This is a genomic window from Neorhizobium sp. AL 9.2.2, from assembly GCF_013317225.1.
Classification (GTDB): Bacteria; Pseudomonadota; Alphaproteobacteria; order Rhizobiales; family Rhizobiaceae; genus Neorhizobium; species Neorhizobium soli.
The window spans coordinates 301,305-318,057 of sequence record NZ_JAALXU010000001.1 but is presented as its reverse complement, the minus strand read 5'-3'; the positions used below and the strand labels follow the sequence as shown (position 1 = coordinate 318,057).

Here is a 16,753-nt window from a genome sequence, read left to right as displayed (position 1 = left end):
GTTTGAAGGCGCGTTCCTTGCGGGCGCGAAAAGGTCCATGTCTCTTCGCATCATCTTCATGGGCACACCGGAATTTTCCGTGCCGACACTGCAGAACTTGAAGCAGGCCGGTCACGAGATCGTCGCGGTCTATAGCCAGCCGCCGCGTCCCGGCGGGCGCCGCGGGCTCGATCTCGTAAAGTCGCCGGTGCATCAGGCGGCGGAACTGCTCGGCATCCCGGTGCTGACACCGCTCAATTTCAAAAGCGAGGAAGACCGCGAGACCTTCAGGTCCTTCAAGGCGGATGTCGCCGTGGTCGTCGCCTATGGCCTGCTTCTGCCCGAAGCGATCCTCACCGGCACCCGGCTCGGTTGCTACAACGGCCATGCTTCGCTGCTGCCGCGCTGGCGCGGTGCTGCCCCGATCCAGCGCGCCATCATGGCCGGCGATGCAAAGACCGGCATGATGGTGATGCAGATGGAAAAGGGCCTCGATACCGGCCCGGTGGCGCTCACCCGGGAAGTCGAGATCGGCGAGGCCATGACCGCGGGCGAGTTGCACGACCGGCTGATGCTGACGGGCGCGCGTGCCATGGTCGAGGCGATGGAGAAGCTCGAAGCCGGCGACCTGCCGCTGACACCGCAGTCCGACGACGGCGTGCTCTACGCGTCGAAGATCGACAAGGGTGAAACCCGCATCGATTTCTCGAGGCCCGCGCGCGACGTTCACAACCATATCCGCGGGCTCTCCCCGTTCCCCGGCGCGTGGTTCGAGGCCGAGATCAACGGTAAGCCGGAACGGATCAAGGTCCTCTCGTCCGCAATGGGCTCCGGACAGGGAAACGCAGGCACGGTGCTGGACGATCACCTCACGATCGCCTGCGGGGACGGCGCCGTTTGCCTGACGCGGCTGCAGAAGGCCGGCGGCAAGCCGCTGGATGCCGCTGATTTCCTGCGTGGCACGGCGATGGCGACCGGAATGCGGGTGGCCTGATGCCGCGTTACAAGATGATCGTCGAATATGACGGCACGTCCTATGTGGGCTGGCAGATCCAAGACAACGGTCATTCGGTGCAGGCCGCCCTGCAGAAGGCGATCTTGAAGCTGACCGGCGAGACCGTATCGGTCCGTGGCGCAGGACGGACCGATTCCGGCGTGCATGCCTGGGGCCAGACGGTTCATACGGATCTTTCCCGCGAGTGGGTGCCGTACAAGCTGCGCAACGCCGTCAACGCCTATCTGATGACGGCATCGGAAAAAGTCTCGGTCATCGATGTCAGCCTCGTCGACGAGACCTTCGATGCGCGGTTCTCGGCCATCAAGCGGCATTACCTCTACCGCATCCTCAACCGCCCTTCTCCCTTGGCGCTTGAGGCGAGCCGGGCGTGGTGGGTGTCAAAACCTCTCGACCACGAGGCGATGCATGCGGCAGCCCAGATGCTGGTCGGGCATCACGACTTTACCACCTTCCGTTCCACCCACTGTCAGGCGAAAAGCCCGGTCCGGACGCTCGACCGGCTGGACGTGACGCGCTCAGGCGATCTGATAGAGATCCGAGCCTCGGCACAGAGCTTTCTGCACAACCAGATACGCTCCTTTGCGGGCACGCTGAAGATCGCCGGACAAGGCAAGGTTACGCCCGAAGACGTGCGGGACGCGCTCGAGGCACGCGACCGCAAGCGATGCGGCCCGGTGGCCCCGCCGGATGGTCTTTATTTCATGAAGGTGGATTATCCTGACGACCGTCAGGACGGATAGACGCCCAGGAACCGCTGCAGCACCTCGGACAGAAGCATGTCCGGCACGATCAGCACCATCACCAGCGCCGTCACCAGCAGCGGCTGCGGGCCGCAAAGCATGCGCATCACTCGCGTCAGCGCGACGACGACGGCGATCAGCAGCGACAGATGTAGAAGCGCCAGAAATCCGGTCATGCCGATCGGCAGGATGAAGGCTGCCGCCAGAACTGCGTAGGCATAGGCAAACGGCACGGACAGCCAGTTGACCACGATCACCATCGTCGGGAATTTCTGGCCGAGCCCGAATAGCGCGCAGACGATGCCCACCAGAATGAGCGGCAGGATCCAGTCGATCGCCTCCAGCATGCCGAGCCGGAAGAAGAACAGGCCACCGGTCTTCGTCCCCGGCGGCATCGCCTGCAGAAACATCATCCGCCACCAGGCCCAGGTGACGAACATTGCCGGCAGACACCAGACAAAGGCCCAGAAGGAGCGCAGCAGGCCGCGGTCGGAGAGATCGAGCTGTTTGAACCCTTGCTCATCGCCCTTGATCAGCAGCCAGATGCCGGACACGTAAAACCGGACTTCAGCGTAGCTGGGCATCGGCACCTCTTGGATTGGGAATGCGGAAAGAATGTCCGCGGTGGGCAATCATGCGACCGTCACTCCAAGGCTTGTCTCCAGCCAGGACACGACGACCAGTTCGGTCAACACGGTGAACCCGAGCAGCGAAGCCCGCAACCATGGGGAACCGCCGACAACCGTCGTCAGGAGCCGCCAATAGAGAAGACCTGCACCGACGAGAACGGCAAGCATGACGCTAAGCAATGCATATCGGTAGACAAGGCCGGTACCGAACAGGCTGTCCAGCGCAAGGCTGGCCGGGAATGCGGTCACGTAGGATGCATAGACCAGCGGCACCGTGAACCAGTTGCGCGTGACGATTAGCGTGCGCAGCAGCGGTCGCAGTCCGAAGGCGACAGCGACGAGGCAGATGGCGAGAACCGGAACGATCCACTGCGCGATCTCCACCAGAAACATCTTTCCGGCGAATGCGAGGACACCGTCACCGCCCCTTGGATGCGCCTGCGCATATTCGGCACGCTTGAACATCCATCCCGCGACGATCGCGGGCAGGCACCACAGGATCGCGAGAAAGGACCGGGCAACGCCCTTGTCGGAAATGTCGAAGGCGCTGAGGCCGCGCGCATCGCCGCGGATCAGCAGCCAGAGACCGCTTAAGTGATGGCTGAGGTCATGAAACCGCAGCATCGCCGAACCAGCGGGAGAGGAAGGTTCCGTAGATCTGCGTCAGCGTTTCGAGGTCGGCAATCGCTACCCGCTCGTCCACCATGTGCATGGTCTGGCCGACGAGGCCGAACTCGACGACCGGGCAGTAATCCTTGATGAAACGCGCATCGGATGTGCCGCCGGTGGTCGACAGCGCGGGCACCCTGCCCGTCACCGCCTCGACGGCGCCCGAAAGCGAACTGATCAGAGCGTTGTTGCGGGTCAAAAAGACGTGGCTCGGTCGCTCGGCCCAGACGATTTCGTAACGGACTTTGTCGCGACCGGGACGCAGCGTCTGGTCGCCTGCGGCCGCATCGAGACGGCGCAGGATCTCGGCTTGGACGGTTTCGGCTGTCCAGGTGTCGTTGAACCGGATGTTGAAGGCGAAACTCGCCTTGGCCGGCACGACATTGGTTGCCGGGTTGCCGATATCAACCGTGGTGACTTCGAGGTTGGAGGCCGGGAATTCCGGTGTCCCTTCGTCGAAGGGCGGATGCATCAGGGCCTGCGCCAGCGGCAGCAGCCCGCGTACAGCGTTATCGGCGAGATGCGGATAGGCCGCGTGGCCCTGAACGCCATGGACCGTGACCTTGCCGGAGACGGAGCCGCGGCGGCCGATCTTGATCATGTCGCCAAGCACATCCGGATTGGTCGGTTCGCCGACCAGGCAGGCATCCCAGCGCTCGCCCTTGTCGGCTGCCCATTTCAGCAGTTTCTCGGTACCGTTGACGGCCGGGCCTTCCTCGTCGCCGGTGATGAGGAAGGAGATCGAGCCCTGCGGTGCGCCGTGCTGTTCGATATGACGGGCAACGGCTGCGGCAAAGCAGGCAATGCCACCCTTCATATCGACGGCGCCGCGTCCGAACATCTCTCCACCTTCGATCTCGGCGGAAAACGGCGGATGGCTCCAAGATGCCTCGTCGCCGACCGGCACCACATCCGTGTGGCCGGCAAACATCAGATGCGGACCGGTCGTTCCAAGCCGCGCGTAGAGGTTCTCGATGTCGGGCATGCCGGGCTCGGTCGCCACCATCCGCTCGACGGTAAAGCCGAGCGGCGAAAGCATCGCCTCAAGCGCCGACAATGCGCCGCCTTCGGCGGGCGTGACGGACGGGCAGCGGATGAGGTCCCGCAGGTTTGCGATCGGGTCGACAGCGGACATCGGGATGGCCTTCGGTTAGTCGCGCAGCAGTTCGTTGATGCCGGTCTTGGAGCGGGTCTTCTCATCGACCGTCTTGACGATGACAGCGCAATAGAGATGCGGTGCGGCCAGGCCGTTCGGCATCGTGGCATTACCGGACGGCATCGAGCCGGCAACGACGACCGAGTAAGGCGGCACTTCGCCGAACGAGACTTCACCGGTGGCGCGATTGACGATCTTGGTCGACTTGCCGATGTAGACACCCATTCCGAGGACCGAGCCTTCGCGAATGATGCAGCCTTCGACGACTTCCGAACGGGCGCCGATAAAGCAGTTGTCCTCGATGATGGTCGGGCCGGCCTGCATCGGCTCCAGCACGCCGCCAATGCCGACGCCGCCGGACAGGTGCACGTTCTTGCCGATCTGTGCGCAGGAGCCGACGGTTGCCCAGGTATCGACCATCGTGCCTTCATCGACGTAGGCGCCGAGATTGACGAAGGATGGCATCAGCACGACGTTCTTGCCGATATAGGCCGAGCGGCGCACGACAGCGTTCGGCACCGCGCGGAAACCGGCCGAACGGAACTGGTTCTCGCCCCAGCCTTCGAACTTCGAAGGAACCTTGTCCCACCAGGTGGAGGTGCCGGGGCCACCCTTGACGACTTCCATGTCGTTGAGACGGAAGGACAGGAGAACCGCCTTCTTCAGCCACTGGTTGACGGTCCAGCTGCCATCCTCGCCGCGCACGGCCACACGCGCCTCGCCGGCATCGAGAAGGTTGAGCGATTGCTCTACGGCATCGCGGATCTCTCCCTTGGTCGAGATCGTCACGCTGTCGCGGTTGTCGAACGCGGTTTCGATCGTCTTTTCGAGGGAGGAGAGGTCTGCGCTGCTCATGAAGAATCCTTCGTCGTCGTCGATATCGTGATGGCCGCAAAGGCCCGGGACACAGCCGTGTGGCTGGCCAAATGGTGCCAATTGCTCTAAGCGACCGGCACTCAAGCGTCAATGCGAATTGGCGTCAACGCATATAAGCGAACGGCTCCGGAAGGGTTATTGCGATGGCACGGGTGAAGAATGATGGACCACGGCGGAAGGACGGGGTCTGGGATCCGCTGAAGGACAACAAGGCCGACAAAAGTGCCGCCGCAGTTCAGCCGAAAACACCGCAGACGCTGTCGCCGACCTATCGCCTTGCCTTTGCCGATGAGGATTTCCTGAGCCGCGAAGAATTGCGGCCGGTGCGGCTGCAGCTGGAACTCATGAAGGCCGAGATGATGCTCGCCGAGGCCGGGATCAAATCCACGGTCGTGCTGTTCGGCGGTGCCCGCATTCCGGCACCGGGCCAGGCGCCTTGGGCGGCTCACAACGAGACCCAGCGCAATAGCCTGATCGCAGCCTCGGTTTTCTACGAAGAGGCCCGCAAGTTCGCGACGCTCTGTGGTGTGCATTCGGCAGCCTACGACCATCAGGAATATGTGGTCGTGACCGGTGGCGGACCGGGCGTGATGGAGGCCGGCAACCTTGGCGCGTCGGAGGTTGGCGCACCGAGCATCGGGCTCAACATCATGCTGCCGCACGAACAGGCGCCCAATCCTTACGTGACGCCGGAGCTCTCATTCAACTTCCACTATTTCGCGATTCGCAAGATGCACTTCCTGATGCGCGCCAAGGCCGTTGCCGTCTTCCCGGGCGGCTTCGGCACGCTCGATGAGATGTTCGAGGCGCTGACGCTGATCCAGACCAAGCGCATGGAGCGAATCCCGCTCATCCTGTTTTCAGAAAAGTTCTGGCGCGGCATCGTCAACTTCGAAGCGCTTGCCGATTTCGGCACGATCTCGCCGAAGGATCTTGAGCTGATCAGCTTTGTGGAAACCGCAGATCAGGCGTGGAAGATCATCGCGGATTTCTACGGGCTTTGATGGTGGTACGGTGCAGGTTCCTTACCCTCTCCCCGTGCGCGGGGAGAGGAAACAGGCCCTGATCGGGCAATGACCATTCAGCTTGCCGGTTGAGCTTGAGCCCTAGAGACGGCCGACGCGCTCCGTCAGCAATTCGAAGAAACCATCCGCGTCGACATGGCGCATGAAGGTCGCATTGGCCGTGCGGCCGGTAACGCCCCACCAGTCGGCGACCGTCATGCCGACGGTGAGCTCCGATTCGGTCTCGATCTCGACATTGCAATGGCGGCCGGTAAATAGGTCGGGCTTCAAGAGATAGGCGATGACCGACGGGTCATGCAGCGGGCCGCCGTCGGAGCCGTATTTCTCGATGTCGAAGCGCTCGAAGAAGGCAAGCCATTCGACGAGAACCTGCGACGGGCGGTTGCCGAGTGCGGCGATCTTTTCGACCCGTGCCTTGGTGGTCAGCAGCTGATGTGTGACATCGAGCGGCATCATGACCACAGGGATACCGGCGCCGAACACGATCTTGGCCGCCTCCGGATCGACATAGATGTTGAATTCGGCTGCTGGCGTGATGTTGCCGCCTTCGAACAGGCCGCCACCCATCATCACCAGTTCCTGGACGCGCGAAGCAATGTCCGGCGCCTCGGTGAGCGCCATCGCGATGTTGGTGAGCGGACCGAGCGTGCAAAGCGTCACGGTGCCCTCCGGCTCGCGGCGCAGCGTCTCGATGATGAAGTCGATGGCGTTCTGTTCCTGCGACGCCATGGTCGGCTCAGGCAGTTCCGCCCCGTCGAGACCAGTCTTGCCGTGGACGTGTTCGGCGGTCACCTGCGGCCGGTTCAATGGCTTCAATGCACCTTCATAGACCTTGGCATCGGGCCTGCCGCAGAGCTCGCAGACGATCCTCAGGTTGCGGCTGGTAAACGACAGCGGCACGTTGCCGGCAACGGCAGTCAAACCCAGCACATCCAGCTCGTCGGGGCTCGCAAAGGCCAGCATGATGGCCGCTGCGTCGTCCTGACCGGGATCGGTGTCGATGATGATCTTTCTGCGCTGCATGTCTCTTCCCCTTGAACTTTACGGGTTTTTGAGCCGGGTTGCGGATCGTGTCAAGCGCCCGCCGGCGTCTTGCGCTGACTGCCGCAAATTCCCATATATTGACCCGTCGGCGGGCCTAATGGACGCCGGCACAGTCGCTGGACAAAAGCTGGGACGATCGATGAGCCGTATGACACCTTTCGCAAGCCCTCTCCTCCTGGGCTTCGACGCGATGGAAAAGACACTCGAGCGATTGGGCAAGGGAAGCGACGGCTACCCGCCCTACAATATCGAGCGCGTCAAGAAGACAGCGGGTAACGAGCCGCCCGAAGACGAAGGCGACCTGCTGCGCATCACGCTTGCGGTTGCCGGTTTTTCGGAGGCCGAGCTCGAGGTCATGACCGAAGAAAATCAGCTTATCATTCGCGGCCGGCAGGCCGAGCAGAACGAGCGCGACTACCTCTACCGCGGTATTGCGGCCCGCCAATTCCAGCGGATCTTCGTGCTGGCGGACGGTATGCAGGTGTCCGGCGCGTCGTTGAAAAATGGTCTTCTTTCGATCGATCTGATCCGCCCCGAGCCGGAGCGTGTAGTGCGAAAAATTAACATTTCCGTCTCACAGTAGATCAATCAGCAATCGCTGATGCGTCCCCACTGTGGAGGCAGAAATGCTTATGAAAGAAGCGAATCCGAGCTTGACGGAGTCCGAACTCGCGCATCTCGGAAACGGCGAAGTCGGTTACATTCGCAAGATGAAGTCGGACGATGTGTCCCGCTGTTTTCCCGAGGCTCCGGACATCGATCCCAGCCTTGACCTTTGGGCCCTGTTCGGTGCGGACGGTACGCCGATCCTGCTCACCGACAACCGCTCCAGCACCTTTTTCAAGGCTGCCGAAGACGAGCTTAAGACCGTTACCCTGCACTGATTGGAATAATCGTCAGACCTTGATGAATGTCAGGTAGGCCGATGACCGCCCTTCCCGGCGGGCCTTGTTCTCGTATCGCGTGCCCGGCCAGCCGGCATAGGGCGTCAGCCAGTCCGAAGCCTGTTCCGCCTGCCAGGCAAAGCCGCCATGATCGCGGCAATGGATCAGCGTCCAGTTCACATAGGTATCGATGTCGGAGGCGAAGCAGAATGTTGCGCCCGGCTTCAGCACGCGGTGGAACCGCTCCAGGTTGACCTGCGAAACGAAGCGGCGCTTCCAGTGCTTCCGCTTTGGCCAGGGATCGGCATAGAGAAGGTCGATCTGATCGATCGAAGCATCCGGCAGCCAGTCCAGAACCTGGGTCGCATCGTCATCGTAAAGGCGGATGTTGCGCAAGCCCTGCTCTTCCACGCTGGTCAAAAGCTTTGCCATGGAATTGACGAAGGGCTCGACGCCGATAAAGCCGGTCGACGGATTTTCGGCGGCGCGGTGGATCAGATGCTCGCCGCCACCGAAACCGATTTCCAGCCGCATCCGCTCGACAGAGAAGTCGTAGAGGCTCTCGATCGTCTCCGGTGCAGGGTTGGCCAGATCGAGCTTCAGCTGCGGCAAGAGCGTCGCCAGACCTTCCGCCTGCTTCTCGCGCAACGGCTTTCCCTTGCGGCGGCCGAAAAAGGCTTCCGTGGAACGGCTGGGATGCGGCTTGTCGGTCATGGATCGAATTCTCTCACGGTAAAAGCGGACGCCTTCGGCAGAAGGCACCCGCTTTACTGTTTTACAGGCGTGCTCGTAAAGGGCGATCAGGCCGCTTCGAGCTGATCACCCTTGAGAGCGTCCTTCAAAGGCTTCACGAGATCGGTCTTTTCCCAGGAGAAGGAACCGTCGCGACCGGCCTTGCGACCGAAATGGCCGTAAGCGGAGGTCTTTGCATAGATCGGCTTGTTGAGATCGAGGTGACGGCGGATGCCGGACGGGGAAAGGTCCATGGTCTTGCGGATTGCCGCTTCGATCTGGTCTTCCGTCACGTTCTTGCCGGTTCCATGCAGGTCGACATAGATCGACAGCGGCTGGGAAATGCCGATCGCGTAGGAAATCTGCAATGTGCAGCGTTCGGCAAAGCCGGCGGCCACGACATTCTTGGCGAGGTAGCGGGCAGCGTAGGCTGCCGAGCGGTCAACCTTGGTCGTGTCCTTGCCGGAGAATGCGCCGCCGCCATGGGGGGCTGCACCACCGTACGTATCGACGATAATCTTGCGGCCGGTGAGGCCTGCATCACCGTCGGGACCGCCGATCACGAACTTACCGGTGGGGTTGATGTACCACTTGCAGTCGGCTGCGATCGGAAGTTCGCCCAGCGCTTCGCGGATATAGGGTTCGACGACGGAGCGGACCTTCTTCGAGTCCCAGCTGGGATCGATATGCTGGGTGGAGAGCACGATCGAGTCGACGGCGGCGGGCTTGCCGTTTTCGTAACGGACGGTCACCTGGCTCTTGGCATCGGGGCCGAGCTTGGCGGCTTCGCCCTCGCCCTTCTTGCGGGCCGTGGCAAGCAGCTGCAGGATCTTGTGCGAATAATAGATCGGCGCCGGCATCAGGTCCGGCGTTTCCTTGCAGGCGTAACCGAACATGATGCCCTGGTCGCCGGCACCTTCGTCGCCCTGACGGTCGCTTGCGTTATCGACGCCCTGCGCGATATCGGCGGACTGCGAATGGAGGAGGACGTCGATCTTGACCGTCTTCCAATTGAAGCCATCCTGTTCGTAGCCGATGTCGCGGATTGCCCGGCGCGCAGCCGACTTGAACTTCGACGGGTTGATCACGTCGTTGCCGTTCTTGTCCTTCTTCATCAGGCTCGGCGGCAGGCGGACTTCGCCCGCAATCACCACCCGGTTTGTCGTCGCCAGCGTTTCACAAGCGATGCGGACGCCCCAAGGATCAATCCCGGTCTTTGCGGCTTCGCGGTAGACGAGATCGACGATCTCATCGGAAATACGATCGCAGACCTTGTCCGGATGACCTTCTGCAACGGACTCACTCGTGAACAGATAACTGGCGCGCATAACGGGATTCCCCTCAAAGAACAGACATCGAATGTTTAGTAAGTTCATCCGCTGAAGACAAGCGTACAACGACATAAATATATCTTTATGCGTCCAAGCGATTACCAATTCCTTGAGGTCACGGCATAAAAAAAGCGGCCCGGAGGCCGCCTTTCAAATAATGACCGGTCGACCGGTCATTCCGTCTCGGCATCGGCGGCAAGCGCCTTGACCAGATCCACCAAACGGCGGCGAACCTTGGGATCGGCGATCTTCACAAATGCGCGGTTCAACTGCAGCCCCTCAGAGGACGACAGGAAATCAACCACGTAGTTCGAGCTGGATGCTTCCGCCATGCCGGACGCTCCACCCGCCTGATCGCCTGGCGCATCTTCGAAGAAGAAGGAGACCGGGACGTTCAAGATGGACGAAATGTTCTGCAGACGGCTGGCGCCAACGCGGTTCGTTCCCTTCTCGTATTTCTGAATCTGCTGGAATGTGATACCAAGGCTCTCCCCCAGCTTTTCCTGGCTCATGCCCAGCATTGTGCGGCGCAGACGAATCCGGCTCCCGACGTGAATATCAATCGGGTTCGGCTTCTTCTTGTTTTCAATCATAACGACGTCCTGACGAAGTTGCTGTCAATCTTCAACCCGGTCCGCGTGTGGGAGATACACTTTGGTGGCGCCGGTCACAACAAATCCGGCAAGCAAGGTGTATGGCGAGACGTTAGGCCAAACCACTATGCAATTTTAGGGGTTTTGGGTCAATTCTTCCAGAATTTAAAACTTGTACGGGAAATAAGTGCAATCACAAACATGAGACATATCAGCAACCAGAAGTAAAAACGCCGTTCAGAAGCGTTCCAAAATGGGATTTCGACACTCGACATGGTTGAGTCAATCACACCCTTTTGATTGTAATCCAGGCCGCGTACGACCCTGCCAAAAGGATCGACGAAAGCCGAAATACCGGTGTTGGCACCGCGAATCAACGGCATGCCGTTTTCGACAGCCCGGATACGCGCCTGCTGGAAATGCTGGAAGGGTCCGGGCGTTTCACCGAACCATCCATCGTTTGTGACGTTCAAGAGCGCGCTCGAGCGTTCAATGCCGGCACCGATTTCATCCGGGAAGATCGCTTCGTAGCAGATCAGCGGATAGAAGGTTTGCCCGCCCGGTAGCGTCAGCATGGTGCGGCCCGGTGCTGCGGTAAAACCGCCCGGCATGGCGATCGCATCGGGGATGCCGAGCGACCGCAGCATGTCCTCGTAAGGCACATACTCGCCGTAGGGGACCAGATGCACCTTGTCCGACGCCGACACGATCTGGCCGTTGCTGTCGATGACGTAGATCGAGTTGTAATAGCGGGTCGCGAAGCCCGGCCCGGCATTTTCAGCGCGGACGGCGCCGGTCACCAGAACCTGACCATCTTCCAGCACATCGGCAATGCGCGACAGGGCATCGGGATTATCGGTCAAGATGAACGGAACCGAGGTTTCCGGCCAGACGATGATATCCGGACGCTTTGCACCATCCTTTGCGGGCAGCGCCGTCATCGCCAGATGTTCTTCAAAAATCGCACCGCGCTCGGAATCGTCGAGTTTGCGGGACTGGTCGATCATCGGCTGGACGAGGCGCACCTCGACCGGATCCTTGGCAGTGGCTGAAAGCACCGCGTCGGCACCCGCAAGCCGCCAAGCGCCGAAGCCTAGATGGGCGCAGAGGAGAAGACCTGCGAGCGCGAGGCCAAGCCCCATGCCGCGTCGGGTCCCGATCATTGCCGGTGCGGAGAACACGAAAACAGCCAGCACCGTCACACCCGTCACGCCGAGCGGAGCGGCCGACTGCATCATCAGCGGCATCGGCATGGCGCCGTAGCCGATCGAGTTCCAGGGAAAGCCCGTCAGCATGAAGCCCCGCAGCCATTCCGCAAGGCCAAAGCCAAACGCAGCAGCCGCAATCCGGCCCAAGCCATCGGACCAGAGAATGCGTGCCGCCAGCGCCGCAAAGCCCCAGAACAGCGCCAGAAAAGCCGGCAGACCCAGAACTGCAAGCGGTATTGCCCAGGCAAACTCGTCCGCCTCGACGAGAAGCGCATTGCCGAGCCACCAGAGGCTGGCGACGAAGTAGCCGAAGCCGAACACCCAGCCGAGGAAAAAGGCCGATCGCAGGCGGCTGAGCCGCCCACCATCCGGATTGCCGGTCGTGCCGTCCATCAGCCAGATGAACAGCGTGAAAGACACGAACAGGGCAGCAAAGAAGCCGAAGGGTGGAAGGGCGAGTGCGCCGACAGCGCCGGCAAAAAAAGCAAGGAGGATGCGCGGCCAGCCCCATAGAAGAATGACCCTGCCAGCCAGTCGCTCCATCGATGTCCCCTTCGCCCGAATCAGAAGCCGCAGTCTTTCATGAAAAACTGCGGCTTGTCCTGTTATCGGCTGTTCAAAACACCTGGAAACTCAGGCCGATGGATGATCGTTGCCACGATCGGACGAGGGTGCCGGCAGAAGCACGGTCGGCGTCTTGTCAGTAATCGCCTTCTGCTGCGTCTCGGCAATGGGCTCGCCCTCGCCCTTGAGCTGCCTGCGGCGAACGAGCGCGCGCTTGCGCATGATCCGGACCCGCTTGATGCGGCGCGGATCGGCGTCGAGGATCTGGAATTCGAACCCTGGCACAGCCTGCACGACTTCACCGCGCACCGGAATGCGACCGAGCGCTGAGAAGATCAATCCACCCAGCGTATCGACGTCGTCCAGCCGGTCCCGCACGTCGAAATCGGAGCCGATCGCCTTGGAGATTTCCATCAGCTCGATACGGGCATCGGCAATGAAGATATCGTCGCCGGCACGCGAGAACATCACTTCCTCGTCGTCATGCTCGTCCTCGACATCGCCGATCACCATCTCGACGATATCCTCATGCGACACGAGACCATCGGTGCCGCCGTATTCGTCGATGACCAGCGCCATCTGCGTACGTGCGGCCTGCATCGTGCTCATCAGCTCGGATGCCAGCATCGATGGCGGTACGAACAGCAGTTTGCGAACCAGGCCTGCCTCGGCAACGGTCTGATCGAGATTGACGCGGCTGAGATCGAAGGCCGCCTTGGCGGTACGGGCCGGCTTCTCGACCGCTCCACCGGCAACGACGGCTGCTGCTGCCGTTGCACGGGTACCGGTCCGGCGCTTGTTGCGGGCCTGTTTTGCCAGATAGGAGAGAAGGTCGCGGATATGCACGAAGCCGCGGGCATCGTCGAGATTGTCGCTGTAAACCGGCATGCGCGAGCGGCCGGTCTCCTCGAAATGGATCATCAGTTCGCCGATCGTCATGCTCATGTCGACGGCTTCGATATCGGCGCGCGGCACCATGATGTCCTCGACGCGAACCTCGCGGAAGCGGAGGATGTTGTGCAGCATGGCGCGCTCTTCCGGAGAAAAGGCGTTGCTGACATTGGTGTCGGTCATCAGCGCGTCGGCGAGATCCTCGCGGAGCTGTTCGCCCTGCGACGGCCGCAGCAGGCGGACCGCCCGAGACCAGAATGTATTATGGGATTTGGGGTGATGCTCGGATCGTCCCGAACTACTTCCCTCGTCCGACGAGGGTGAGTCCGAACTGTCCTTGCCCTCGCGGGCGACATTGCTCGAATAATCGTTCATTGTTCCAAACTACACTATCGGGTCCTGCCCCGCATAGGGGTCAGATAGGCCGAGACCGGCTAAAATGCGAGTCTCGAGTGTCTCCATTTCCTCCGCCTCGTCCTTTTCCATGTGGTCGTAACCGAACAGATGGAGAAAGCCGTGGACCAGAAGATGGGTCAGATGATCGTCGAAACTCTTGTCGAGATCAACTGCCTCGCGTTCGACAGTCTGCCTTGCGATGACGATATCGCCCAGCATCGGGCCCGGCATACCGCCGGGTTCGAGCGGAAAAGCGGGGAAAGACAAGACGTTGGTCGGCTTGTCCATGCCGCGCCATTCGGCGTTGATTGCCCGGATGGAATCATCGTCGGTAAAGACGAGAGAGACTTCGGGCGGTATTTTCGGAAACGGTTGATCTTCTTCGCGGACGAGATAATCGGCGGCCGCGGCGAAAACCTTTTGCGTCAACGCCAAAAGCGCCGGCTCTTCCGGCCAGCCTTCGTCGTCGATGCTGATCTGTATGTCGAGTTCGGGCATAGGGACTGGAAACCGGACTAGCGTCCGGCCTCCTCGCTTTCCTCGTGGACGGCATATTGCGCGTCATAGGCCCTGACGATGCGGCCAACCAGCGGGTGGCGCACGACGTCGGTATCCTTGAAGCGGATGACCGAGATGCCTTCGACCCCGTTGAGGATCTGCAGCGCCTCGACCAAACCGGATTTCACGCCGCGCGGCAAATCCACCTGGCTCGGGTCGCCGGTGATGATCATGCGTGCGTTTTCACCAAGACGGGTGAGAAACATCTTCATCTGCATCGATGTCGTGTTCTGCGCCTCGTCGAGGATGATCGCGGCATTGGCAAGCGTGCGGCCGCGCATGAAGGCGAGCGGCGCGATTTCGATGACCCCGGCCGTGATTGCCCGTTCGACCTTGTCGGCTGGGATCATGTCGTAGAGCGCGTCATAGAGCGGCCGCAGATAGGGATCGACCTTTTCCTTCATGTCGCCAGGAAGGAAGCCCAGACGTTCGCCCGCCTCGACGGCCGGACGCGAAAGAATGATCTTGTCGACGGCACCGCGTTCCAGCAGCTGCGCGGCATGCGCCACGGCCAGATAGGTCTTGCCGGTACCGGCCGGACCGACGCCGAACACCATCTCTGCCCGATCGAGCGCCCGCATATAGGCGTCCTGCGTCGGGGTACGCGCGACAATCGTCTTTTTCTTGGTGGAGATCTGGCTCATCGAAAGCCTGGCCTTTTTCTCGAGCGTCGGCAGTTGCAGCTGGTCGTCCGCAGCCTGTGCCATGCGGATAGCTCCTTCGACATCGGATGTTTCGATGGTGCCGCCCTTCTGGATTCGCTCATAGAGGGTATCGAGAGCCCGACGGGCCTGATTGGTGGCTGGGACATCGCCTGAAATGGCCACGGAATTACCGCGGGGCCGCGCATCAATATTGAGGCGCTGTTCGAGAAGTTTCAGATTCTGGTCGAATTGACCGAACAGCTCGCTCGCGAAGCGATTGTTCTCGAACGTCAGGACAAAGTGGTTGGCGTCGGTCGCTGCTGATTTGGGGTGGCGCGCTGTCGAAGAAACCGATTCTCGTCCGCTCAAGTAAACAAGCTCCTCACTTGCTGGTCAGGCACCCATTAAACTCTCTGCCGGCTCGGCAAACAAGCTGTTCGGGCCGGTACCAATGATTCGTACACGGATAATCTCACCGATTTGCGATGTTTTTGCATCAACATTCACAGACTGGAGCCAGGGCGAACGGCCGATCACCTGCCCGGGCATACGTCCCGGCTTTTCCAGAAGCAGATCGATCGTCTTTCCAACACAGGATGTGGCGAAATCGGCCTGCTGTTTCAAGAGCAAAGCCTGCAATCGTTCGAGACGCTCGGCTTTTACCTCTTCAGCGACCTGATCGGTGAGATCCGCGCCGGGTGTTCCCGGCCGGGTCGAATATTTGAACGAGAAGGCGGAGGCGTAGTTGACGTCCTCGACGATCTTCAACGTGTCTTCGAAATCCTGATCGGTCTCGCCCGGGAAACCGACGATGAAATCTCCCGACAGGGCGATATCGGGACGGGCATTGCGGATGCGGTCGATCAGCGCCAGATATTCGGCGCCCGTATGGCGACGGTTCATGGCCTTCAGGATGCGGTCGGATCCCGACTGAACCGGCAGATGCAGATAGGGCATCAGGATGCGCAGGTCGCGATGCGCCTCGATCAGTCGGTCATCCATGTCGCGCGGATGGCTTGTCGTATAGCGCAGGCGGGCAAGGCCCGGGATTTCAGCAAGACGATAGAGAAGGTCGGCGAGACCCCAGTCGTTACCGGTTGGGCCTTCAGCGCTCCAGGCATTGACGTTCTGACCAAGCAGGGTGATTTCGCGCACGCCGCTTTCGACCAGCCGGATGGCTTCGTCGACAATCTGGCTGATGGGGCGCGACACTTCCGAACCACGGGTATAGGGGACAACGCAGAAGGTGCAGAACTTGTCGCAACCTTCCTGCACGGTAAGGAACGCCGTGACGCCGCGGGCGCGGATAAGCTTGCGGTCGGTGACCGGCAGATGGTCGAACTTGTCCTCGACCGCGTATTCCGTATCGACCACCGGCTTGCCGCCGCGGGCCTTGCGCAGCGCATCCGGCAGGCGGTGATAGGTCTGCGGGCCGATCACCACGTCGACCGATGGCGCGCGGCGGATGATTTCCTCGCCTTCCGCCTGGGCGACGCAGCCGGCAACGCCGATCATCAGTTCGCGGCCTTCGGCAGCACGCGCCTTCTTCATGTCGCGCAGACGCCCCAGCGCCGAATAGACCTTCTCGGCGGCCTTCTCGCGGATATGACAGGTGTTGAGGAGGATCAGATCCGCCTCGCCCATCTCTTCGGTCGCGACATAGCCTTCGCTCGCCAACGCGTCGCCCATGCGGGTCGAATCGTAGACGTTCATCTGACAGCCGTAGGTCTTGATGAAGACCTTGCGGGTGTTGGGGATGGTGACGGGCTCTTCTGCCGGCGAAAGGGTGACGTGTTCGTTCATGGCCGTCTCCTTA

Annotated in this window: 18 protein-coding genes; 5 read left to right on the top strand and 13 right to left on the bottom strand. The window is 61.0% G+C overall.

Features of this window, described 5'->3' with window-relative positions:
* Positions 1 to 37 precede the first annotated feature (37 nt).
* Positions 38 to 973, top strand: coding sequence for a methionyl-tRNA formyltransferase (fmt, locus tag G6K99_RS01640; protein WP_174195528.1), 936 nt, complete (start codon positions 38 to 40; stop codon positions 971 to 973).
* Positions 973 to 1,737 (top strand): tRNA pseudouridine(38-40) synthase TruA, encoded by a 765-nt coding sequence (gene truA, locus G6K99_RS01635; protein WP_174195527.1) that lies wholly within the window; start codon positions 973 to 975, stop codon positions 1,735 to 1,737. Before fmt ends, truA begins: the two co-directional genes overlap by 1 nt.
* Here the strand turns inward: truA and G6K99_RS01630 are convergent.
* From G6K99_RS01630 to dapD, 4 genes are read right to left on the bottom strand one after another with little or no spacing between them, the layout of a single operon-like run.
* On the bottom strand, positions 1,725 to 2,321 hold the full coding sequence (locus tag G6K99_RS01630) for a hypothetical protein (protein WP_062580125.1): 597 nt from the start codon (positions 2,319 to 2,321) through the stop codon (positions 1,725 to 1,727). The genes truA and G6K99_RS01630 overlap by 13 nt on opposite strands.
* A 48-nt stretch (positions 2,322 to 2,369) precedes the next feature.
* A complete protein-coding gene (locus G6K99_RS01625) occupies positions 2,370 to 2,990 on the bottom strand; it encodes a hypothetical protein (protein WP_174195526.1) in 621 nt (206 codons plus the stop codon).
* Positions 2,974 to 4,170 carry a succinyl-diaminopimelate desuccinylase gene (dapE, locus tag G6K99_RS01620; protein WP_062578887.1) on the bottom strand — a complete coding sequence of 399 codons (1,197 nt, stop codon included), beginning with the start codon at positions 4,168 to 4,170 and terminating at the stop codon, positions 2,974 to 2,976. The genes G6K99_RS01625 and dapE overlap by 17 nt, the downstream gene beginning before the upstream one ends.
* A gap of 15 nt (positions 4,171 to 4,185) precedes the next feature.
* Complete coding sequence (gene dapD / locus G6K99_RS01615; protein WP_174195525.1) at positions 4,186 to 5,046, bottom strand: 2,3,4,5-tetrahydropyridine-2,6-dicarboxylate N-succinyltransferase; 861 nt, start codon at positions 5,044 to 5,046, stop codon at positions 4,186 to 4,188.
* A 164-nt stretch (positions 5,047 to 5,210) separates the two neighbouring features.
* Here dapD and G6K99_RS01610 point away from each other — a divergent pair, with 164 nt between their 5' ends.
* Positions 5,211 to 6,071 (top strand): LOG family protein, encoded by an 861-nt coding sequence (locus G6K99_RS01610; RefSeq protein WP_062578882.1) that lies wholly within the window; start codon positions 5,211 to 5,213, stop codon positions 6,069 to 6,071.
* A 102-nt stretch (positions 6,072 to 6,173) separates the two neighbouring features.
* Here the strand turns inward: G6K99_RS01610 and G6K99_RS01605 are convergent, their stop codons facing one another.
* A complete protein-coding gene (locus G6K99_RS01605) occupies positions 6,174 to 7,115 on the bottom strand; it encodes a nucleoside hydrolase (protein ID WP_174195524.1) in 942 nt (313 codons plus the stop codon).
* Between the two features lie 160 nt (positions 7,116 to 7,275).
* Between G6K99_RS01605 and G6K99_RS01600 the strand changes: the two genes are divergently transcribed.
* Together G6K99_RS01600 and G6K99_RS01595 are read left to right on the top strand one after the other, a co-directional pair.
* Positions 7,276 to 7,719, top strand: a complete 444-nt coding sequence (locus tag G6K99_RS01600) for an Hsp20 family protein (protein ID WP_062578879.1) — start codon at positions 7,276 to 7,278, stop codon at positions 7,717 to 7,719.
* A gap of 43 nt (positions 7,720 to 7,762) precedes the next feature.
* On the top strand, positions 7,763 to 8,020 hold the full coding sequence (locus G6K99_RS01595; protein ID WP_062453991.1) for a DUF1150 family protein: 258 nt from the start codon (positions 7,763 to 7,765) through the stop codon (positions 8,018 to 8,020).
* A gap of 12 nt (positions 8,021 to 8,032) precedes the next feature.
* Here G6K99_RS01595 and G6K99_RS01590 read toward each other — a convergent pair whose 3' ends face one another.
* The 8 genes from G6K99_RS01590 to miaB all read right to left on the bottom strand — a co-directional run bounded on the left by G6K99_RS01590 (position 8,033) and on the right by miaB (position 16,740).
* On the bottom strand, positions 8,033 to 8,734 hold the full coding sequence (locus tag G6K99_RS01590) for a tRNA (guanosine(46)-N(7))-methyltransferase TrmB (RefSeq protein ID WP_174195523.1): 702 nt from the start codon (positions 8,732 to 8,734) through the stop codon (positions 8,033 to 8,035).
* An 86-nt stretch (positions 8,735 to 8,820) separates the two neighbouring features.
* Positions 8,821 to 10,080, bottom strand: coding sequence for a methionine adenosyltransferase (gene metK / locus G6K99_RS01585; protein WP_062453993.1), 1,260 nt, complete (start codon positions 10,078 to 10,080; stop codon positions 8,821 to 8,823).
* 176 nt (positions 10,081 to 10,256) lie between these two features.
* Entirely contained in the window at positions 10,257 to 10,676 is a 420-nt protein-coding gene (locus tag G6K99_RS01580) for a helix-turn-helix domain-containing protein (protein WP_062453994.1), read from the bottom strand.
* Between the two features lie 149 nt (positions 10,677 to 10,825).
* Positions 10,826 to 12,427 (bottom strand): apolipoprotein N-acyltransferase, encoded by a 1,602-nt coding sequence (lnt, locus tag G6K99_RS01575; RefSeq protein WP_174195522.1) that lies wholly within the window; start codon positions 12,425 to 12,427, stop codon positions 10,826 to 10,828.
* Between the two features lie 90 nt (positions 12,428 to 12,517).
* Positions 12,518 to 13,714, bottom strand: coding sequence for a transporter associated domain-containing protein (locus G6K99_RS01570; RefSeq protein ID WP_062578873.1), 1,197 nt, complete (start codon positions 13,712 to 13,714; stop codon positions 12,518 to 12,520).
* 9 nt (positions 13,715 to 13,723) lie between these two features.
* The gene (gene ybeY / locus G6K99_RS01565) at positions 13,724 to 14,233 is read right to left on the bottom strand and encodes an rRNA maturation RNase YbeY (protein ID WP_062578871.1); all 510 of its coding nucleotides are present in this window, start codon (positions 14,231 to 14,233) and stop codon (positions 13,724 to 13,726) included.
* Between the two features lie 17 nt (positions 14,234 to 14,250).
* On the bottom strand, positions 14,251 to 15,306 hold the full coding sequence (locus G6K99_RS01560; RefSeq protein WP_062453998.1) for a PhoH family protein: 1,056 nt from the start codon (positions 15,304 to 15,306) through the stop codon (positions 14,251 to 14,253).
* Positions 15,307 to 15,330: 24 nt separating this feature from the next.
* A complete protein-coding gene (miaB, locus tag G6K99_RS01555; protein WP_174195521.1) occupies positions 15,331 to 16,740 on the bottom strand; it encodes a tRNA (N6-isopentenyl adenosine(37)-C2)-methylthiotransferase MiaB in 1,410 nt (469 codons plus the stop codon).
* Positions 16,741 to 16,753: the final 13 nt, after the last annotated feature.